13 protein-coding genes are annotated in these 22,899 nt (G+C 47.4%); 2 read left to right on the top strand and 11 right to left on the bottom strand.

Going from position 1 to position 22,899, the window contains the following annotated elements:
- Positions 1–27: 27 nt before the first annotated feature.
- From IEX60_RS02920 to IEX60_RS02900, 5 genes are all read right to left on the bottom strand, one after another.
- On the bottom strand, positions 28–3,420 hold the full coding sequence (locus IEX60_RS02920; protein WP_229717380.1) for a TonB-dependent receptor: 3,393 nt from the start codon (positions 3,418–3,420) through the stop codon (positions 28–30).
- Positions 3,421–3,704: 284 nt separating this feature from the next.
- Positions 3,705–4,823, bottom strand: coding sequence for an FG-GAP repeat domain-containing protein (locus tag IEX60_RS02915; protein ID WP_229717379.1), 1,119 nt, complete (start codon positions 4,821–4,823; stop codon positions 3,705–3,707).
- An 87-nt stretch (positions 4,824–4,910) separates the two neighbouring features.
- Positions 4,911–8,429 carry a PVC-type heme-binding CxxCH protein gene (locus IEX60_RS02910; protein WP_188747168.1) on the bottom strand — a complete coding sequence of 1,173 codons (3,519 nt, stop codon included), beginning with the start codon at positions 8,427–8,429 and terminating at the stop codon, positions 4,911–4,913.
- A 49-nt stretch (positions 8,430–8,478) separates the two neighbouring features.
- Positions 8,479–9,675 (bottom strand): FecR family protein, encoded by a 1,197-nt coding sequence (locus IEX60_RS02905; RefSeq protein WP_188747166.1) that lies wholly within the window; start codon positions 9,673–9,675, stop codon positions 8,479–8,481.
- Positions 9,676–9,828: 153 nt separating this feature from the next.
- Positions 9,829–10,392, bottom strand: coding sequence for an RNA polymerase sigma factor (locus IEX60_RS02900; protein ID WP_188747164.1), 564 nt, complete (start codon positions 10,390–10,392; stop codon positions 9,829–9,831).
- Positions 10,393–10,818: 426 nt separating this feature from the next.
- Here IEX60_RS02900 and IEX60_RS02895 point away from each other — a divergent pair, with 426 nt between their 5' ends.
- Positions 10,819–11,724: an SDR family oxidoreductase gene (locus IEX60_RS02895; RefSeq protein WP_188747162.1), complete on the top strand. Its 906-nt coding sequence runs from the start codon at positions 10,819–10,821 to the stop codon at positions 11,722–11,724.
- 98 nt (positions 11,725–11,822) lie between these two features.
- On the top strand, positions 11,823–12,347 hold the full coding sequence (locus IEX60_RS02890) for an acyl-CoA thioesterase (RefSeq protein ID WP_188747160.1): 525 nt from the start codon (positions 11,823–11,825) through the stop codon (positions 12,345–12,347).
- Here the strand turns inward: IEX60_RS02890 and IEX60_RS02885 are convergent, their stop codons facing one another.
- The 6 genes from IEX60_RS02885 to IEX60_RS02860 all read right to left on the bottom strand — a co-directional run bounded on the left by IEX60_RS02885 (position 12,348) and on the right by IEX60_RS02860 (position 22,897).
- On the bottom strand, positions 12,348–14,636 hold the full coding sequence (locus IEX60_RS02885; RefSeq protein WP_373284988.1) for a GH92 family glycosyl hydrolase: 2,289 nt from the start codon (positions 14,634–14,636) through the stop codon (positions 12,348–12,350).
- The gene (locus IEX60_RS02880) at positions 14,633–16,099 is read right to left on the bottom strand and encodes a glycoside hydrolase family 28 protein (protein WP_188747158.1); all 1,467 of its coding nucleotides are present in this window, start codon (positions 16,097–16,099) and stop codon (positions 14,633–14,635) included. Before IEX60_RS02880 ends, IEX60_RS02885 begins: the two co-directional genes overlap by 4 nt.
- 13 nt (positions 16,100–16,112) lie before the next feature.
- Positions 16,113–16,847 (bottom strand): glycosyl hydrolase family 28 protein, encoded by a 735-nt coding sequence (locus IEX60_RS02875; protein ID WP_188747156.1) that lies wholly within the window; start codon positions 16,845–16,847, stop codon positions 16,113–16,115.
- A gap of 10 nt (positions 16,848–16,857) precedes the next feature.
- Positions 16,858–18,336, bottom strand: a complete 1,479-nt coding sequence (locus IEX60_RS02870; RefSeq protein ID WP_188747154.1) for a glycoside hydrolase family 28 protein — start codon at positions 18,334–18,336, stop codon at positions 16,858–16,860.
- Positions 18,337–18,348: 12 nt separating this feature from the next.
- Positions 18,349–21,216 (bottom strand): glycosyl hydrolase, encoded by a 2,868-nt coding sequence (locus tag IEX60_RS02865; protein ID WP_188747152.1) that lies wholly within the window; start codon positions 21,214–21,216, stop codon positions 18,349–18,351.
- An 82-nt stretch (positions 21,217–21,298) separates the two neighbouring features.
- On the bottom strand, positions 21,299–22,897 hold the full coding sequence (locus tag IEX60_RS02860; protein ID WP_188747150.1) for a RagB/SusD family nutrient uptake outer membrane protein: 1,599 nt from the start codon (positions 22,895–22,897) through the stop codon (positions 21,299–21,301).
- Between the last annotated feature and the right edge of the window lie 2 nt (positions 22,898–22,899).

The following is a 22,899-nucleotide window of genomic DNA, read 5'->3' as shown; positions in this document are numbered from 1 at the left end:
TTTATATTTGGATAATTGCTAAACGGATTATAACCGGAGGTTCAAACCAAAATTGTATGTTTTTGTGTTTGGATAGATCAAGTTCTGAAGGCGCTCCGGATCCACATCTTCCAATCCCGTCCATGTAATTAGGTTAAATCCGCTTAATACGATCCGGAGACTTTGTACACCTATTTTAGTGAGGAAAGCATTTTGCAAGGTATAGCCAAATGTCACGCTTTTCAGCCGCACATATGATGAATTGTTTACCCAAAATGTTGAATTCGCAATATTGGATTGGGTTGAAGGTGATTCCGGCCCTCTCGAATAGGTAGACGGATACCTGCCCGGAATCCATGGACTGTTTACATCGAACAAATCCTCGCGATGCCACCTATCAGCAAATTTCATAAGTCCATTACGTCCTATCCAATGAATACCCTCCCTTGCATACCACTGGCCGTCGTTCAGATAGTTGACATTAGCCGCTCCCTGAAACAAGATGTCCAAATCGAATTGCTTATAGTTGAATGTTCCTCCAAGACCAAAACTGATCTCCGGCGTATTTCCCCGTGCAATGGGGATCTCATCCAACCGATTTATCAGTCCATCATTATTCACATCTCGGTATTTGAGGTCACCCGGCTTCAAGAACCGATTAGCAAGCGCATGATTACCCTGTAAAGGTGAATTAACGATTTCCTCATAGGTCTGGAACTGTCCAATGTAATCATATCCCCAAACGATATTGGTCCACCTGTCTGTTCCGTTATTTCTCCAATTCTCCCAGGAGTTCGGATCAGCATTGCGCTCGATATGGATTAGCCGGCCGCGGGTATAGGACATATTGGCCGATACATCATACATAAAATCACCTTTCTTTTTGGAATGCCCAACCACGATTTCCAACCCCTGGATTTTGTCACTATTTAAATTCTCTTGAGACAGTGATTGACCGATGGTGCCGGGTATAATGGTTGTCCGGGTAGCCAACAATCCGGATCGATCCCGCTGAAAGAAATCGAGATTTAGATAAACAAACCTGTTTTTGATATCCAAATCCAATCCAATGTTCTTTGTAACACTTGTACTCCAGGTCAAGTTAGGATTGGGAATACTCCTAAAACCCAGCCCCCGGGTAATCCGGTCATCAAAAACATATGTGCCACTGGGATAGTCATATCCTTCCAAAAATTGGAATGCAGCTGCTCCATCGTCGCCCATTTTCCCCCACGATCCCCGTAGTTTCAATTGGGAGACGAACGACGACATTGGCTTAAAGAATTTCTCCTGTGATATTACCCAACCCACAGATGCGTATGGGAAAAATCCCCACCGGCCATTCACTGGAAATTGTGAGGATCCACCGAAATTAAATCCTGATTCTAACAGATACTTAGAATCATAATTATAATTGACTTTACTGATGATATTCTGGTTGTTGATTTCGTAAATATCAGTAGAAGTGACCCGATGATTACGTGTTCCCGCAAAAAACTGATCAACGTTGGCATCAAATTCACTGTAAGCAGATAAATTATCGTTTTTTAATTGTTTCTGCTCAAAGACCAGTGTAACATTGAGGTTATTCTTTAAAAACGATTTGGCGTAGTTTAGTTGGCCATATAGTGTATGCCGCTGCATGGATGTATAGTCACCCATCAAATTTGCCGGATCGTTCTTTGTAGCAGTGTTGCGGTATGTCCCCGTAGACTCCTCATAGGAATACATCTGAAATTTCGGAGCCCATTTCTTTATGTATTGTTCAAGGTTATAATAACCGTACCGGAGACTGGCATTAAGCCCCTCAATGAAAGGCACATCGTAGTCAATCGTATAATTTCCCTGAAAAGTTTTCAATTGCGTACGTGTATAGCCTCCGATATCGGCATTGGATATGGCTAATGGATGCTGCCCGTCGTAAGAATCCTGCAGATATGCTGGATTGTTATTTGCATAGACAGGATTGGTCGGAACTTGCATGAAAAGTGAGAAATACATACTTCCAATCACTCCCGGTAAAAAAGCCGGAGCTCCTGGTTCATTTTTTTGATCCTGCATTCCGTCAATGCTTAAACTCATCTTTAGATTGTCAGTAATCTCACCCGTCACACTCGCTCTTAAATCGTACTTTTTATAATTAAGGTCTCCACTTCTCCACATCCCATCTTCACCTGTGTAACCGATAGAGGTAAAGTATTGGATGCGTTCGCTGCCGCCATTAACACTGACGTTATGACGTTGTTTATCAGAATAAGGTCTCGTTACCAAATCGTACCAATTTGTACTCTGTTTAGTACCGTCTTTATAGGCCTGAATATCTTCGGCACTAAAGGTCGTCGCATTCGGTGGAATACCGTTATTGATTTCAGCCTCTGTATTCAATACAGCATAATGGTAAGCGTCCAAGGGTGTCAATGTATTGGTAAATGATTGGATCTCATAATCTCCTGAATAGCTTATTACGGGCTTTCCTATCTCACCTTTTTGGGTGGTGACAAGTATAACACCATTCGCTGCCTTTACGCCGTACACCGCAGCCGAAGCATCTTTCAGCACACTGATATCTTTTATAATGTTTGGATTTAACCTAACAAAATCTCGCTTTGCCATTTCCATACCATCAACGATAAACAGCGGATCAGAGAATCCACGGATATCGAATTTAGTATCAAAAGACCCCGGTTCACTTGAATTTTGTACTACCCTGACTCCTGGAAGTCGGCCGGCCAATCCTTTGGATAAATCTGAAGTGGTAATTGATTTGACAACCTGCTGCCCAACAGATGTAATTGCCCCGGTGATGGTAGCCTTCTTTTGTGTACCAAAAGCTACAACAACCACTTCATCAAGATCAGCCAACGTTTCAATTAATACAATCTGTAAATTATTTTGATCATTGACAACAGCCTCATGAGTCTCATAACCAATATTCGTGAAAATCAGTAGTTGACCTTTTTCGGCGTTAATCCGAAAATTTCCATCCTCATCAGTTACTGTACTCACTTGCATGCCCTTTAAAGAAACCGTCACCCCTGGCAACGGAGCTCCAGATTGGTTCAAAACCTTTCCAAAAACTTCATGCTGAACCTCTTTTAGCGGCTTTGTTACTTCTTGTTGGAGCTCTCTCTTCTCACTTTTTCGCACGATAATTATTCGCTCCTTAATCTCATAATCACACGCCAATTCGTCAAAAATCACATGAAGAGCCTCCCTCAGCTCCACTTCGCGCAAATTGACGCTTAGGCGTTTTGTCTCGTCTATGTCCTTCTTTCTATAAAATGCGGTAAAGCCTGTCTGTTTCTCGATCTTATTCAATAATTGAACAACCGTTGCTTCCTTTTCTTGTAGGGTAACTTTCTGCGCAACTATTTTCCCTGCAAACGCGAACTGGAAACAGACAAGAGCTAAAGAAAATAGGGATAGATTCATAATTAGCATTCGTTGCTGTGTTCCGGACATTTTTTTTAAAAATGTCAGGTGTGGTAGCGGCAAAAGACATCGTAGCCACTTGCCCAATCCATTTAAATACATAATTTTGCAATGTTTGAGTTTATCTTGGTTTTCTCTTTATTGGCATGATCAAATCATGCTACTATTTAATCACAGATCTGCTCATTACACGCCGGTAGTGCTTCCATCACTACCGGCATTTTTGGCAAACCACTTACATTTATTGATTCCTTTTGTAAAACCTCCTTTCGTTTGATCGCCTTTTCTACCTTCTATTTATGACCTAATTGCTTTAAGAAAAACACCCCTTTTTTGTTGGAAACAACAACATCTTCCATTCCGTCTCCGTTTACGTCTTCGACCACGACCTGCAGCCCCACTCCGCTGTTATCATCGATCTGATGTTCGCGCCAATAGGGCGCCTTACCCGGCATAAACTCATACCATTTTAATACCGCCGGTTCGAAAGCCCCCGGATCATGCCCATTGTGTGCAAAAAAACGTTTTCCGGTAATCAGGTCAGGATGCCCGTCGCTGTTGATGTCCTTCCACGTCAGTGCATGGCTCTGCGAGAACGTGCTGTCTATCACGTGCCTTTCCCAGCGGGAGCCGCCCGTAGCGTCGCGCTGTTGCTCATGCCACCAAACCCCGTAATTATGTGCGGATGAGCTGATAACATCCACCAAACCGTCACCGTTTACATCGAACACATGCATTTGCGCGCAATCTTCCCCGAAATCCGCCGGATGAAATTTCCAGGGCAGGTCATCGTGTACGGCTGGAGCCTCCCACCAGCCTTTGTTAATCAACACGTCCGGACGGCCATCCTCGTTTAGATCGCCGACGCCCAGTCCGTGTGTGAATTGATGGGTTCCGAGTCCAGCTTCTTTGCTGATGACGTGCTTTTTCCATACGGTATCCCCGCGCTTACGAGGGGCCTGCAGCCAGATCACCTCCTGCGCTTCGGGATCGTTGCCGAGCAGATCCGGCCTTCCATCACCGTCAATATCGATGAAAAGCGGTGTCTCATTTCCGAAAGCTTTGTAAATGGGATGTTCTTTCCAGTGGCCGGGAGCACCTTTTGGATTTTCATGCCAAACCACCGCTTTTCCTGGGAAGTCCACCCGAATGATATCCACCCAGCCATCCTGGTCCACATCGAGCGCAAAATGCAGAAAAGCATTGCTGTACCCTTTGTCATACGCAAAGGCCTGCGGCTGGGCCAGTTCGTGTTGTTTCCATGCCGGTGCTTCAAACCAATAGGCGCCGGCAACAATATCCAGCTGTCCATCCTTATTCACGTCTGCAACAGTAACCCCTTCCGACACAAAGGTGTCGCAAAGTACATGTTTCTCAAACAACACTGTTCTTTGCTTTTTTTGTTGTCCCATACAACTGATGTTAACCGATAAAACCGACAACACAATCAACATCATTCCAGTTGTTTTTTCCATGATCATCTTTGTATTATAAGATTGTTATTTAACACTCAACAGATACTCCAATAGCGAACCGAATTCCTCCTCGGAAAGGATATGCCTGAATTGATCGGGCATCAATGTGTAAGGCGACGGCGTGTAGGATTTCATGTCCTTTTTGGCCACCTTAAACTCTTTGCCGCTGATATCTGCAAAAACCATTACTTCGCCCTCGGTTCTCCGGTACAATCCGGTTTGTTGCTTTCCGTCGTTTAGCGTAATGTTGTATGTGCGGAAAGATTCCGAAATGTTCCGATTGGGATCCAATATCTTTTCCGTCAGTGCCCGTACACCCCAGTTGCCGATGCCGTTAAGCTGCGGACCGATCATCCCACCGGAACCACCGATCTGATGGCATATCGCACAGTTGGTTTCAAAGATCGCCTTACCTTTTTCCGTGCGTGTCCCGGTCTCTTTAAAGTTGGCAATGCGATCCTCGATCAGTTTCTTCCTCGCAGCACGTTCATCTTCTCCCTTCGCCAACAGGTTTTTTATGCGCGCCTGCTGATTGGGTTGCGCATGAGCTTCCAGCAATTCTTTCACCCGGAATTCCGTAAGCAAATCGACAGCTGCCTTTCCGTCCTCCATGGTTTGCAGAAGCAACCCTATTCCGGTGGATGATCCCGCCAGTGCAGTGGTTGCTGCGAGTTGCACGGGTCTGGCACTGCCTTCCAGTGCCTCCTGAAGATAGGGAAGTGATTGCTCGGGAGGTAGCTGTCCCAAAATCGCCGCCAAACGTTCCCTCAATAAAGCAGGTGTTGATTTATCTACGAATACCTTACCCAATAAATCGGCATCTTCTCTTGCAGGCATATTGGCCAGTGCATTCGCTGCCGCTAAGCGTGTATCGACATGGATCCAGGATGCCTGAAATACCTGTACAAGGCGACTCCTTAAGTCCGTAATTTTCAGATTCCCGGCTATCTCAGCTGCCCGCTGCCGCCAAGTATCTATATCTGAAGGGGTGTAAGGAGGCATGTCAACCACTGCAGGTTCCAACTTCCCGATACCGATGGATCCTGTCTCCGAGCTGTCAACCACCTCGATATAGCCCATTTTACCTTCATATTCATGCAAATCAAGTGTGGTTGATTTAATGAGATCCGAAAACTCCATCTTGGTGTCCTGCTTCATGCGGTATTCTGCAATAACTTGATCGCCGTCGGCCAACCGGATACGTACAGCATTTTTTGATGTACCTACTTTTTCCTCCGTGTTATGCACATCGTTATCAAATACATTCATGCGGATTTCAGCCGGCAGTGTAAAGGGTTTGGTGTAAAGGATCGACCGGGGCTTATAGCCATTTCGTTCGCTCAGGTAAATCCGGAAGGCGGGCGTCACCTGCGTAAGGAATGCATCTGACATCAACCAAGGGCTGAGATCGTCCCGACGGCTTTCCATCGGTGTACTCATCCACGTATCCTGATTGTCTGACAGCTCGTTCAGGAAATGACCGGCAAGCTGTGTACCCCATGTCCGCAGGGCTGGATTAACGGCAAGCCCCCGCTGGGCAATCCCTTCCTGAATATTGAGAAACAGCGAGAGCTGGATCTGCTTATCGCCCGCAAACTTTTCCGTGATAATTGGCACAATTTGCGAAAGCTGTGCAGAACTCGCATACCTACCGATAAATTCGAGGTTCTTCTGCAGTACATCGTGCGGTATATCGTGATGGAGCACATAATCCAATACAAATGTCGCAGCTGCCTGTGACGGGACGTCGCGCATAGCCATCGCGATCGTGCCCTGTTTGGTATCGTCCCATTTCATTTTTACCGCCTGTTCTGCAACACCGGCTCCTCTCAGGTTATTGCGGACCGCCAACAGTGCCGTATACTTTAGGTGCGAATCCTCCTCGGGGCAATTCACGTATAAAGTCAGCAACGGATCAACGTGGTCGATACTGGAAAAACGGCTTAATACTTCAGCTGCTGTACGCTGAATGAAAGGGTCTGTGTCCGTAAGCGCCGCCAATACGATACGCCGCCGGGCATCGGTAAGTTTTTCTGACTCCGCTAAAATTCGTAAGGCATGCTGACGGACGACAGATTCCTTGTGATGCAATGCTGCCTCGATGATAGGCTCGGGCAATGCTCCCAAGCGGTGCAAAATCCACAATCCATGGATATATCCCGTCGATGACGAATTTGTAGCTGACACGCGATCGAGTACGGGCTGCACGGCCTTGTCTTTGAAAACTTCAACCAAGCGGTCCGCCACTTTTAAACGGACGGACAAATGGGGATGATCAAGCGCGGCAACTAACTCGTTTAAATCTGCCTTTGCCCAGTTTTTGACAGGCACAGTACCCCCGTCTTTACCCGTATAGGTTATTTTCCATATGCGTCCGCTCAGCCGATCACGGCCGGGATGATCCAGTGACACCTCGTAATGGCCGATGATGCGGTTATAAAAGTCGGCAATGTACAGGGAACCGTCAGGCCCCGTTTTTATGTCCACCGGTCGGAACCAGGGATCTTCACTGGTGAGAAATGGTTCTTCTTTCTTTGCTATGGGGGTGGTCCCTTGATAGGTTACGGTATTGCGGTCAATCCGGCAGGTCACCACGTCTCCCGTAAAAAAGCTACCGCGGTAGGTTTCAGGAAATTGCTGATCGGTATAATGAACCAATCCGGCAAGTGCGGTAGATCCCAATTCATAACTCATCATTTCAGGGGCATAGCCAATGGCAGGATCCTTACGTCCCCATTGGGGATAATCTCCACCCGGAATCAGCTGGAAGATTGGCTTGCTGTGGCAATCTACCGAATACAGGTACCCCCGCTCGTCGATGGCCGAACCGAAAGGATTGATACGCCCGTTTGTGGTCTGTTCTACCCGGCTCCCGTCAATGCTGAAACGGAATGTATTTCCCGAAACCAGCGTAACTGAATCACCATCTCTACCGGCAATTGTCGAAACATTGGTAAATCCATGACATGCATGAATCCATCCGTCGTATCCACGGATGAAATTGTTGACCATGCCGTGGGTGTCCTTAAATCCGAAAGGGCCAACAAGTACCTCGTCTTCATCGGCTCTGCCATCGTTGTCATTATCTTTAAAATGATAAATATTGGGAATACTGAATCCAACAGCCCCATCAGATACCGGCATGATACCGATCGGTATATTTAGGTTGTCATCGAAATGCGTGAATACATCTGCTTTTCCATCGCCGTCGCTGTCCTCCAGAATGGAGATACGGTCCTTTCCGGTACCCGGACCGGCGGCAATCGGGTATTCAGATGACTGGGTGACCCACAGCCTTCCCTGGTCATCAAACTCCATATTGATCGGTTTGGTAATATCAGGCTCAGAAGCGAACAGGGTAATTTCGAAACCTGGCGGGAGCTTGAATCCAGCCATTTCTTCCTCCGGCGTCTGGAACTCGGTGGTGCGCACGTGATCCGCAAATTTATCTTCTTTTGTTTGTTTTGTTTTATTCCCGCATCCGAATAGAAAACTACCGATGAAGAATAGAACCGCTACTATGCCAATTGATGGTTTATACATATTTCTCAATTATTTATTTTATCCGTAGTTGTGTGTATCTAAAATAGTGTCAATTCGCAATAAAATCTTTAATAACGACGGAGCGTTCTTTTTCGCTGAATTCGATCTGAACTCCGGTTCCCTTTATTACTTGTACTGCCGTAGCCAAGCTCACTTCTCTCGGAATTTTCCCCACAAACAGGTCCCCGTCGTCTACCGACAACATGCCATATTGTATATCAACATCATACCAACGACTAAATTGCTTCATTACATCTTGTAACGTAGCATCGCGGAAATAGAAATACCCGTCTTTCCATGCTGTGAACTCTTCGGTATTCACCTTATTTACCTGTACGCCATCTTCCGTTAATACAGCCTGTTCCCCGGGCTTTAGGATCATCACAGACTTACTATCTAGTATAGATCCAATGTTGTGTGCAATCTGTTGATCTGCCACGTGAGGACGTACAGATATCGAGCCCTCAACCAACGTAGTCTTTATTTTCTTTTCATCTTTATAGGCATTAATATTAAATTGGGTACCAAGCACTTCTACAACCTGACCCTTGCTCACCACTTCAAACGGCACATTACTCCTATTTTTTACTTCAAAATATGCTTCTCCTTCAAGGATTACGGTTCGTCTATCCGTAGGAAACGCCTCAGGATATCTCAGGGAAGATGCTGAATTTAACCAAACTCGGGTGCCGTCCGGCAATGTAATTTGATATTGACCGCCTTTTGGTGTACTCAGGCACATGAAACGTGAAGCATTCTTTCGTAACGGCAATTCATGTGCAAGGACCGCAGTCCCATCGTTATAAGCTAATTCTTTTCCAACAACAATACCCGATTGATCTGCACTTAAATCGACAACACGTCCATCTGCCAACATGAGTGTCGCTCGATTTCCACCGGGCTCTACATCCTGCCGAGTCAAGGGACTATCCATATTTTTTGGTGAACTTATAGACCAAAAATAAACACCAATTGATATAAATAATAGGATAGATGCCGCAATGCCAATGACCCAACGATACCTAAATTTTACCGTTGCCGTGATCTCTTGATGCATATTCTCCCGAATTTTCATTAAGATCCGATCGCTCAACTCTTCTTCGCTACCCGCAAATGACGATGGTACTTCAAACCGACCATCCACATGCCCGTCATACCAAGCCCTGAACTCCGATTTCTCTATCTCGGTGATCGTACCATTTAGCCACTTGGATGCCAGTTCTTGGTGTCGTTTCTTTTCGGTCATCAAATTGGTTCTTTACTTGTATGTACCCGCAAAAAAGCAAATCCCCTAGTTTTTGTTGAAATATTCCGTTGGTCATGTAAGATATCTTTACGATTCAGTAAATCGAGGGACCTTACTGAAACTGCATGACGATACCGACATGACGACGACAAACTACAATAATGTCGTCATGAAACTAGCTAATTTGGACCGTAACGTTTTGAATGCTTTTCCAAGGTGTGCTTCGACGGTCTTTTCGGAAATCTGCAAAGCCTCTGCGATCTGTTTTTGGGAATACCCATCTTCCCGGCTCAATTGGAAAACCAGCCGGCATTTCTCAGGAAGCTGCTGTGTATATTTGGCAAGCTCTGCACGGAGTTCCTCAAAAGCCAACCATTCCTGTGTAGAATCGTCTACTTGATCTTGGGATACCACCGAATCGATATACCGCTCCTGGTTATGGTACTTATCTAGCATCTTTATGATCCGATATTTTACGGATACAGCGAGGTAGTTCGTTAATTCTGACTTGAGACTCAAGGTTTGCCGCCTACGCCAAAGGGCAGTGAAGATATCCTGTACAATTTCTTCAGCATCTTCTATATGAGTAATCCGATTAGCTGCAATTACGAAAAGCTTTTTCCAATATCGGTTATATAATTCCGTAAAAGCTTGTTCATCGTCATTTTTCAACAAGCTTATTAACTCATCATCTGCCTTATCTATGTACTTACGCATAAATCAGGTTTATAAAATTGGCAATTTAGGGAAGAGCAAACTGCTACTTTTTTCTCCCTACCAAAGATATGTATTAGCTCCAAAAAAGCAAGTTCAATTGTATTTGGATAAAAAACTATCTTCCATCGGCCTCCTATTAAGCTATTAATTACGTTGCAATACTACCCCCTTTTATTGGAAACCAGTCTATCTCATATGCACGACAGTAGCGCTTATCAGGCACCTTCTAATTAAAATTGATGAATACCATGAACAAACGAATAAATTCTGCGATGGAATTTCTATACAATTATGCATACCAGGTTTATAAAGTCATAAAAAATACAGCAAAGCTAATGACGTATTACCAAAGGTAGGTATTCACTTTAAAAAAGCAACCTGTACTGTGCTGATAGAAAAGTTTTGTATGTGTATCTTTGTCGCCATATGAACAAAATCCTCGTAACCGGCAGCAATGGCCTATTGGGCCAAAAAATAACAGATTTAGCACTTGCGGATAACTCCATCGAACTGATCGCCACGTCGCGTGGCGAGAATCGCCATCCCGTAAAAAATGGATATCACTACATTGATTTGGATATCGTTGACCCGCAACGGCTCCGTGAGACGGTGGCCGAATACCGCCCGGATGTAATCATCAATACTGCGGCAATGACCAACGTCGACGCGTGTGAGCACGATCCCGAAGGTTGCCGGAAACTAAATGTCGAAGCCGTGGCATCGCTCGTTGAACTGTGCGAAATCTATGGTATCCATCTCATTCACCTGTCCACAGACTTCATTTTTGACGGAAAAGAAGGGCCGTACGCGGAGGATGCCGAGCCCAATCCGTTGAGCTTATACGGCCAAAGTAAATGGGATGCCGAAAAAATCATTCAGCAATCCTCCTGCAAGTGGGCTATTCTGCGTACCATCCTGGTGTATGGTATCGTGGCTGATATGAGCCGGAGTAACATCGTATTATGGGCCAAAGGTGCACTCGAAAAGGGACAGCCCTTAAACGTCGTGAACGATCAATGGCGCATGCCCACATTAGCCGAGGACCTTGCCCAAGCATGCCTGCTTGCTGCCACCCAAGGGGCGGAAGGAATTTTTCATATTTCGGGCAAGGACCTGTTCGCCATCCATGAATTGGTGGCAGCCGTGGCCGACTTCTGGGGATTGGATAAATCGCTTATCCGTGAAGTGAGTTCTTCCACGTTGAGCCAAGCAGCTCCAAGACCCGCACGAACGGGATTTATCCTTGATAAGGCCCGTTCCGTATTGGGTTACAACCCCCATAGCTTTCAGGAAGGATTGGAGTTGGTCGACCAGCAGCTTCGGAGGCAATAATATCCCCCGCAGAAGCGCAAAGACGCCAAGCCGTTAAAGTGTTCTTTGCGGCTTGGCATCTTTGAGAAAAACCCGAAAAATAATCCCATCTTTGCAGTATGACCCAAAAATTTGCGCGCGAATCCTACACCATCATGAATGAGTTGGTGCTGCCCAATGATACCAACACACTGAACAACCTGATGGGCGGGCGGCTCTTGCATTGGATGGATATTGCTGCAGCGATATCGGCCCAAAAGCATTGCAACCGGATTGTCGTAACCGCCTCGGTCGATAACGTATCGTTCAAACATCCCATCAAATTGGGAGATGTTATCAGCATTGAGGCGAAGGTAACACGTGCCTTTCATACCTCAGTGGAGGTCCGCTTGGTGGTCTCGGCGCAGAATATCCCCTCAGGCACCAAGGTTCGCTCTAACGAAGCCTTTTATACGTTTGTCGCCATCGACCAGAATGGCCGAACCATTGCCGTACCTCAGCTGATCCCCGAAACGGATGAGGAGAAGAAGCTCTACAATGAAGCACTCCAACGCCGTGAACTACGATTAGTTCTGGCCGGCAAGCTGAAACCCAAAGATGCCAAAGAACTGCAGAACCTGTTCAAAGAAGTGGTGCGGGAGTAATTATCTCGGCTTTTTACTCATGACGAACTCCAGCACACCTCCACCCATGATTTCTTCATGTGTGATGTGATGCCGCTTTAATGGAGTTCCGTTCAATAATACCTTGGAGACATATACATGATCCGGCGACTGGTTTGTTGCCCGGACGGTAAACGTCTTGCCATTTTCCAGGTTCAGCTTCGCCTGTTTGATCAACGGACTCCCCAGCTCGTACGTCAACGAACCGGGTGAAATCGGGTAAAAGCCCAGTGCGCCAAAAATATACCAAGCACTCATCTGCCCGCAATCGTCATTGCCGCCAAGGCCATCGGGCCGGGCCTGATACATTTCATTCAGAATGTACCGGACACGCTCCTGGGTTTTCCAGGGCTGCCCCACATAGTTGTACAGGTATGCCACATGGTGCGAAGGTTCATTGCCGTGCACGTAATTACCGATGATCCCATCCCGGGAAATATCTTCCGTATTTTCAAAATATTTATCGGGCAGCTCCATGGTAAACAGGCTATCCAGATACGCAGCCAGCTTCTTCTCCCCTCCATGTAATCCGATAAGCGCGTGTGGATCATGCGGAATGAAAAGGCTGAAATTCCATGAGTTCCCTTCGATGAATCCCTGCCCGTGCGTATCCAGCACATCAAAGCTTTTTACAAATTCACCATCCGAGTTTTTCGGCCGCATGAAACCGATGCGTCCGTCGAACACGTTTTTCCAGTTCCCCGCCCGCTCCATGTATTGCTGATAGATTGCTTCTTTCCCCAGCTTCTTGGCGATCTGCGCAATGCACCAGTCGTCATACGCATATTCGAGCGTTGAAGATACGGAAGTACCATTAAGATCTGCCGGAATATATCCCCTCCGGATGTACTCGCCGATTCCCTCGTAATCTTCCCGGTTTGACGTGGCGATGCACGCCTCCAGCGCTTTTTCCGCATCTCCGGTATACACTCCTTTCACAATGGCATCCGCAATAACGGAAACGGCATGGTATCCACTCATACACCAGTTGTCATTGGCGTAATGGGACCAGATGGGGAGCATGCCCAATACACTTTGGTCGTAATGCGCCAGCATGGAAGCAACCATATCGGCATTGCGGCTGGGTTGCACAATGTTGAAATAGGGATGCAGCGCACGGAAGGTGTCCCATAACGAAAACGAGGTGTAGTTAACAAAACCCTCTGCCACATGCGTTTCCTGATCCAATCCCCGGTATTGCCCGTTTGCATCCATATAGACGGTCGGTCCCAAAAAGGTATGGTACATCGACGTATAGAAATTGACCTTGTCATCCTCGGTCACCGTTTCGACATCAATCCTGGACAACTCTTTATTCCACCATTCCTGTCCGGCGGCTTTCACCGAATCGAAATCCCAGTCTGGAATCTCCTGGTATAGATTTGCCAGGGCATTCTGTTGACTCACCGGTGAGAGCGCCAGTTTGACCTGTACCTCTTCATCCTCCCGGGTATCAAAATCGAAATACATCGTCATGTCCCTTCCTGCCAGATCCGCGAAGTTCTTTTCCTGGTTGAACTTCCGCCAAAATCCCCTGTATACCTGAGGTTGGTCGTGACTCTTCCGCCCATAACTTTTAAACGGCCTGGAAAAAGTCATCGCAAAATATACCGTACGTGTACGCGCCCAGCCATTTGTCTGCCGATACCCGGTAACCAGCGTGTCGTTTACCACCCGGACGAACGTCCAAACGTTCTTCCCATCGTAATTATAGATGCCGGCTTTCAGATCAAATACGATATGTGCATCCGCTGTTTTGGGAAAAGTATAGCGGTGAAAACCCACCCGCTCCGATGTGGTCAGTTCAGCGGTGACGTTGTAGTCGTCCAGCAGTACCTTATAGTAGTTAGCTTCGGCAACTTCACGGTCGTGTGAGAATTTACTGCGGTACCCTGTCCCGGTATCGTCCGCCGTGCCTGGATTCAGCTTGAGTTCGCCTACCGTGGGCATGATCAAAAAGTCTCCCAGGTCGGAGTGGCCCGTACCGCTGAAATGGGTATGGCTGAATCCGACGATAGTGGGGTCGTCGTATTGGTAACCGGCACAGTACCGATACACATCTTTGTTATATGCGCCGTCCACTTCATACGACAACGTATCGGTTTCCGGACTCAACTGCACAGAGCCGAAAGGTACGGTCGCCCCCGGAAAGGTATGGCCCATCCGTGCGGTGCCGATCAGGGGATTTACATAGTCCACCGGCCGCTTCTGTGCGTTTGCTAAACCACATGAAACAACAAGACCCAGCATAAGGATTGAAACGCGCATCATTTCTTGGAATTTTGTACAAAGATCTGTTTTTTCTTTTTATTCTTTCCCTCTTCCACGGTCAATCCCGACACATCGTATCCCTTCACGTCGTCCAGGACCAAGGCGGGGCGATAATCCTTCGCTTCCGCCCGCAGCTTTACGTTTTCGAAGGTAATCCCTTCTGCGTGGCGGATGTAAAAACCCCAGGCGGGGAGCTCTTTGAATTGGGAGAACTCCGGGTAAGCATCTGCCATTTCCGGAATCGCGGCCAATTCTTCTTCGGTAGTTCCCCGGTATGCATAGTTAGGATTCCCGCCTCCCGGATAAACAAATGCTATATTGCGAAGGGTGACGTTGCGGATCGGCTGGTCTTTCAGCCCCACAATGCTGGATGGGGATATATTCCGCGGATTGTCCTCGACAGGACCTTCGTACGAATAACCGGCATCGGGTTTATCAGCCGCCACTTCCACATACATGTTCTGGATCACCACGTTACTTAGGGCGCCCTGCCTTCCGTTATTCCACCGCGCACCGATACGCAGGTACAGCGGATTACCGGTATTGTACGCATACAGGCTATCCACCAGTATATCTTCCACGATCCCACCATCCGGCGTAGCAATCGTGAATGCTGAACGGAACGTATCATAGACCTTGTTGTTGATGATCCGGATGTTTTTATATCCGCCCGCCGATACGGTACCGAATTTGATTCCATTCGCGCTTGACCGGGCCACGCAGTTTCGGATTTCCACGTTTTCACATCGCTTCGAAGCATCGTGCGACTTCAGGCAAATCGCATCATCCGCTGAGTCGATGAAGGAATTCAACAGCTTAAAATTTTTGCAATCCACGATGTCGATCCCATCGTTGTTCCAGAAAGCCTTGCTGTCTACCGTGATTCCATCGATCACTATATCTTCACATTGGTCGTACGTCTGCACCCAGTCGGCCGCATTCCGGATGGTAACTCCTTCAATCCGTACATTGCTGCATTCCCGCAGATAGATTGCTTTCGGGCGTCTGTTCCGGGGGCGGTCGTAATCCAGCGGATCGGCGATGATCCCATTATGGATCTGATCCATCAAATGGTAAGCCACCTCCCTGCCCTGTCCGTCAATCACGCCTTTCCCTTTGATGGCGATGTTGTCGACCCCTTTGCCGTAAATCAATGCACAATTGGGCGTATCGATGTTATAGTCGTAAATGTTGGTCGACCCGACCAGCACGGCTCCCTCCTCCAGGTGGATCGTTACGTTGGGCTTCAACACGATGGTACCCGTCAGGTACCGTCCGACGTAGAATTTCAACGTACCCCCGCCCCGTTCACTGATAAAGTTGACCGCTTTCTGGATCGAGCTGGTATTCAGTGTAGTTCCATTGGATTTAATTCCGAAAAAAGAGGCATTATATTCGGTTGCAAAAACCGAAGAAATCAGCAAGAAAAAAATAAAACTGAGTATATATCGTTTCGTTGACATCTTTGTGTACATTTTATAGCTTTTTTCCGTTAGGTGTCACACAATTTTCCTGAAGGCGGATTTCATTTTTCCCTTCTTCCCGCAGCGGCTTGCCCGAGGCATCGACATACAACGAGCGTAGCTCAACCGCTGAGCAGGCCGACAGGAAAATTCCCGTGCTGCTTCCATAGGCGTTGCTCTTGATGATTTGATTGGAAAGCGACAACTGCCTGCACCCAATGTACGACTGTACGTTTTCCAGCCCGTTCAGCAGCATAATCCCATCCACCGTTACCTGCTCCGAGTTTTCAATCCGTATCAGATCAGGCAGCAGGTGCTGACTATCCTTTCTGACAATCCCCTTCGATGTCAGATTTTCCATATTTGCGGTAAACAGCGGTACCTGCCCCTGGATGACACCTTTTCCCTGTATTTTGATATTCGATTGGCCGTTGGCATAAATCAACGCCCTACTGCCCGAATAATTGAGGTAATCGTAAACATTCGGACTGGCTAAAATGACCGCCCCCTCGTGTAATTCGATGGTTACATTGGATTTCAGTTCAAACGACCCGGTGAGGTACCTGCCCACGTAAAAATGCAGTGTCCCACCGCCCTTACCTGAAATAAAATCAATGGCATACTGGATGGAACTGGTGTTATTGGTGACTCCATCCGATTTGCAGCCGAAAAGCGAAGCGTTGTATTCGGCGGCTTGCACATTGGCCGCCATCAGAAAAAACAACCCTAAATAAGCAATTCTCTTCATAGCATCTGGCTTAATCAACGTTAATGTTTTGGGAGTTATGGAAAATATATTGTTTTTTCTCGTCAGACTGCGGTTCCTCGAAACGCACCCCGGTCCACGTCCCTCCCGTTAAATCATCCGTTACAATTGCGGGCCGGTAGTCTTTGCGCGCCGCTTTGAACGTCACATTCTTAAAATCAATATTTTTCGCATGCCGGATATAAAATCCCCAGGCCGGCAATTCCTTAAATTGTGAAAACTCCGGATATTTATCGGCCATTTCCGGAATGCTGTCCAGCTCGGACGGATCCGTACCCCGATGTGCATAAAGCGGATTTCCGCCGCCCGGATAAACCAATTCGATATTCTCCAGCCGTACGTTTTCTATTTTGTATTCGGGCAATCCGACGATACTTGCAGGAGAAATATTCCGCGGCAGATCCTCGATGGGGCCCTCGTAATTATACCCCGCATCCGGCTTGTCCAATGGCACTTCTGCGTAGACATTTTTAATGGTAATGTTCTTCATATAGGGTTTTTTCCCCTGGCTCCAACGGTCACCGATGCGAAGGAAGATCACGTTGCCCGTATTGATCGAGCGTACACCGTCAACCAGGATGTTTTCGACAAAACCTCCGTCGACTGCCGCAAACGTGATGGCTGACCGATACGTATCGTACACAGTCAGGTTGCGGACGACGAAATTTTTAAATCCGCCCCGGGAAACGGTTCCGAACTTCAGGGCACTCGCGCTTGACCGCGCTACGCAGTTTTCAACCAAAATGCTGTCGCAAAAAGCATTTGCATCATGGGATTTAAAGCAAATCGCATCATCGGCCGCGTCAAAATAGCTATCCCTGATGACGACATTCCTGCAATCGACGATGTCTATTCCGTCGTTGTTCCAATACGATTTACTGTCTACCTTGATCCGTTCCACAAGCAGGTTGACACACTGATCGTAGGTCTGGTTCCAGCTGCCCGGATCCCGAAGCGTGATATCCTGAATCGTCACGTCTTCGCATTCGCGGAAATAGATGTTTTCAGGTCTGTTCCATTCCCGCACACGGTCCAGCTTCAGTTCATCTTCAACGATTCCCCGGTGCACATTCTGAACCGCATTTACCGCAGTCTGAAAACCTCTCCCGTTGATCGTTCCCTTACCGGTAATCCCGATATGCCGCTGCTTGATTGCAAAAATCATCGACTGCCAGTTGACATACGGATCTTTAACGTAGTCAAACGGATTATTCGACCCAAGCAGACTGGCTCCCTCCTCCAGATGAAGTGTCACATTCGATTTCAGGTAAATGGTGCCCGTCACATAGTTGCCCGCAGAAAACACCAGTTTCCCCCCACCTTTTTCGTGGATGTGATCAATGGCCGCCTGAATGGATCGCGTATTCAATGTCTGCCCATCCGCCAGGATACCGAAGTCACCCGCCTGAAATTCCTGTGCACGGCACCATTGGGAAACTACTAAAAAAATAACGAGAAATAATTTGTTCATTGATTCAAATACTTATATTTTATATAACGTTACCGGTCCGATCATTCCCATGGATTGTATCTCTTGTTCCCGGCCCTTCCGATTAACCCAGAATTGGGCGATTTCGTTATCGGTCAGCGTTTTGAGGTAATTACCCATGGTCGTAACCACATGAATCTCCAGGAGGTTATCACCGGTCTCCAATACAGTGGATAGGTCAAACAGCCGGCGTCCGAACCATTTTACTCCAACCTGTTTTCCATTCACATAAACATCGGCAATTCCTTCCACACGCCCCAGGTTTAAGGCGTAGGCTGCGGCATCTTCGATCCGGATATTCTTCCGGTAAACGGCGGTTCCCGAAAAATGAACCAGGTCTTCCCGGTCTTTAAAGTCAACCAGTTCGGTGAGCTCAATCGTCCGCTCGGTCGATTCCTGCTGATGGCGAAGGACCACCTCCCAGGACGTGTCCAATGTTTGCGTTTCCGCGCCGGCCATCGGAATGGGTTTCCATTTCGATCCTTTCCGATGTTTATCAAACACCAGCATCAACGATTCACTCGGCCCCAACTCAATCCGGACAGACCGGTCTTTATCCAGGTCCCATATCGATCGTTCCCCTTTTTCCAAATCCCAGACCCAGCATGTCCGTCCCTTGGCGATCGCTTCGGTAAAAACAACGTCGGTAACGTGCGAATCGTAGCGATGGGCATTCTGAAAAAAGAACAGCTCACTGTCGTCGTCACGCTGATACCGTATCTGCATAAAATAACTGTTTGGAACCGCTATGCGAAGGTAGGAAGGTAAATCATGGGTAGCTGCGATCTCCGTATACCATGTTAAGAAATCATGGTCGGCCGGTTTGTCAAGCCGTACAAACCGCTGGGGGAATGCCTGTAATTTGGACACCCATTCCTTCACGGCAACGTCTTCACCGGCTAGCCCTTTTAAACCCAATCCTTTCTCGGGCAGCCGCTCTATGCAATATACCCTGCCACCGCTTTGGACAAACTGATGAATTTTTTCCAACGAAGATGCCGCTATACTGGCGACTCCGGGGAGGAAAAGTACGGAATATTCCCGGTTGCCGTAACGAAGTTTACCATCGGAAACGGTACATCCATCCAGTATGATTTCAGTAATATAATCCGCGCTCCCGCCGTTCTTATTGATTGCTTCCCATAATAAGGATGTATAGGGCACATTTAACTTTTCAGGAAAAGGGTCCGTTTGCACACCGTGATTCGCCCAAAGGTCATAATTTGCCGGCAAGATTGCAATATCGGCAAAGTAATCGCCATTTTGCAGTTGCGATGATAACCTTGCCTTATAAGCATTCAGGTACTTGAAATAGGGCCACCAATTATTTTTTTCGCTGTAATAAGATCCATATTGTATCCATCCGGGAAAGGGCGCTTCCTTGGGAGAATAATTGAACCCATGCCATACCGAATGGGTAATGCCCGCCATTACCGCCTGATCAGACCCCCGCTTCAGGAGCTCCAGGGTAGCGTTGAAGACCACGTAGGTATTGGTCATTTCTTCACAGCTTATCACTCGCTTTCCTTTGAGGTGCGCTGCAGACGAAACATACTTGTCAATCATGGTATAGCCCCGTCCCCGCCGGTAATCTTCGTTGGACATCTCTTCCCCCAATTTGTGTCTCAGGTAATTCGTTGTCCAGGATTCCCCTTCCGGGATGTCATAGTCCAGGCTGCTCTCCAGCGGAAAAAATCCGCGGCCGTATGCCTGCGCCCGTGACTTAACCCCCAGGTCACGGCACCAACCTACGTAAGTATCCGTAAACCGCTCTTTCAGGATACACGCTTTGGTAAACTCATAATCGAAGCGCACGCGGCTGAGTAATTCGTTGAATGCATCCGTCTTTTTAGCTCCGTAGTCTTCATCCACTACTGCACCCAGCCGCCCCACTTTGAACAAAATGAAGGGTAGATAGGGCATCAGGTCGTAACCGCACCGTTTTTTAAACTCCGCTGCAAAATCAGCTGTCCAATTGCTTCCCTCCAGCTCCATGCTATCGGTGAACAATGCCCGCAGGTAGTTCTTCAACGGACCGATGCGCTGTTGCATGGTATCCGACATCCGATGAAGATAGCGGGTTACAGCCTCTCGGTCCATATGGTTCAGAATGGAACCAGCGGCACCAGGTGCGCCATTTATGACCGCTGCAAAGGCATTGAATTTAACCAGTGCATACAATACGTGCTTGCCTTCCGGAATGTCAATAACCATTTTTTCCTTTCCGATCTCATCGGACAGATCCGTCACATCTGCCAGTGAACCGATTGGATTTTTTGCCAGCTTCAATGCGAGCAATTCGGGATTTCTCAGTGCATTTTTATCCGTTACGCCCGGGTCCACCGCGCTGAAAAAGTGGAAAGGTTTTACTTGATACGTTGTCGGTCCTTCGATTTCTTCTGCATAGACCAGCACCACTTGGGCAGTTTCCTCTTCGCTGAGATCTTCTGAACCAAAGGGCCAACCCGAACCGACGATGAGGTCTGCGGTCATCCCCCACTCTTTCGCCTGTTCTGCTGCATATTTCACCGTATCAATCCACTCGTCGCTGAGCCATCGGAGGGATCGGATTCCCATATCGTCAGCGCGACTCGGAAACGAAATCGGGTTGATTTCAACCCCGCCGATACCGGCCTCCTTCAGCAGCTTCAATTCCCGGGTTATTTCGGATTTACTCACCTTATTTCCATTCCACCACCACCGCACAAACGGTCGGTATTCACTGCCGGGTTCCTGAAATAAGCTGAATAAATCAGGGGGGGATGCGGAAACGCTGGTCAGCGCCCTCGCATTCTTTTGGCCCATCCATAACAACGACGATCCCAATAGGGAACTTGTAACTAAAAAAGATCTTCTATCCATGTTCAATTTTATTACGAAGGGGAGATACGATCTCCCCTTCCTTGCTAAAATTTATGAAACGAGACGGTCAAGAACAGCACCGTTAGTTCTGTTCCATTTTATCGTTGTACATGATCTCGTCTAAAGGGATCTGCAATGTCATTTTTGAAACTGGATAGGTAGACTTATCCACGTGGTTGGCAGAAGAAGCACGGTTTACTTCTATATTCCAACGTTTATTATTGTAGAATTCACGGCCCCCTTCACCCCACAGCTCGATCCGTGATTGCAATTGAACCATTTCCAGGGCCGATAATCCAGCCATGGCCGGATAAGTGTCACAGGTCAACGGAGTCGATCCAGATTTGGTCCTGGCCGCCAGCAATACATTCAAGGTGGTTTCTGCACCCGCTTCATCTCCACTCTGCGCCTGCGCTTCGGCTTTCATCAGCAATACCTCTGAAGAACGCATGTAATAGCAGGTAACTGTTCCGACATTCTTTTTATCGTCGCTACCCAATCCATGTGTCGCCGCAAATTTCAGGTTGGTAAGCACCGGAATGGTACGTTGGTCACCATTCGTTGGATACGTATAATCGCCCCAGGGTTGCCCCATGAAACAGTCTTTGCGATAATCCAAACTCGATATCTTGTCATATAGCCGGTTGTCGATCCGTTGGAAGCCCTGACTCAAACCACCGTACCCCTCGGCAAAGGGATTCATCCAACTGTTATGTGCTGTCAGCGCCTCTCCCAATGGAAAGCCGAAAATAACTTCCGGATTTGCGGCATTGTTCAGGAATCCATTCTGTTCCGGTCTCAACACCGGATCACTGTTTGTACCGGTATTTTTGCCACCATATACGGATTCTCCCATTAAATCAGGATAGTGGGCAAGAATATCATTCGAATGGCTGATAACCGTGGCCCAATCCCCGGTCCACAATGCCACCCGGGCCAATATAAATTTAGCTACGCCTAAATCCAGATCGGCAAGTTCCGCCGTATAACCAATCCCGGCTTCTTCCAGTAACCGGATCGCATCGGTCAGATCCTTTTTGATAAATTCATACGTCTCGCCGGCACTTGCCCGTCCTTTGCTTTCCTGAACCGGCGAATAAAAATCATAGATAGGCATCCCTAATTTCGCCTGTCCACCCTGCAGATATGCATCCTGATAATTTTCCATCAGGTAATTGTACGCATAGGCCCGCAAAATAAGCCCCCGGGCTTTGTATTCCTGCAGCTTACTGTTGCTGCCTACCGTCGCATCATCCAGGTAATTCAGCATTTTGTTTGCCGTGGTGATGGCACCCCACGCATAAAACCAATACGGTGAATTCTTGTCTGACGAGGCTGAAGTAAAATCCAGTAGGTTGTATTCATCCGCACCGAACATATTGAGGCTCCGGTCTGCAAACACGATGTCGTTGCCTTCTATATTCCGCATCACATCAAGTCCCTGCACACTCCTATACCGACCGTCGGCAGTCCCGGTACCGTTTATGCCGCTGAAATTGATCATCTTCGGCATATTGTTGGCCATTCCGCCTAACACCAGTTCGATGGTCTCTTCGTCCCCGCTTTTCAACAGCTCCTGAATCTGTTCATCCGTGATATTATTTGGAGGGGTTACTTCAAGTTTCTTGCTGCAGGAAACGATCAACATTCCTCCTAACAGGTATATTAAAATCTTCTTCATCT

Source organism: Parapedobacter defluvii (assembly GCF_014642075.1).
GTDB classification, from domain to species: Bacteria; Bacteroidota; Bacteroidia; order Sphingobacteriales; family Sphingobacteriaceae; genus Parapedobacter; species Parapedobacter defluvii.
Note: the sequence above shows the minus strand (reverse complement) of the source record. Positions and strands in the feature narration are given on the sequence as shown.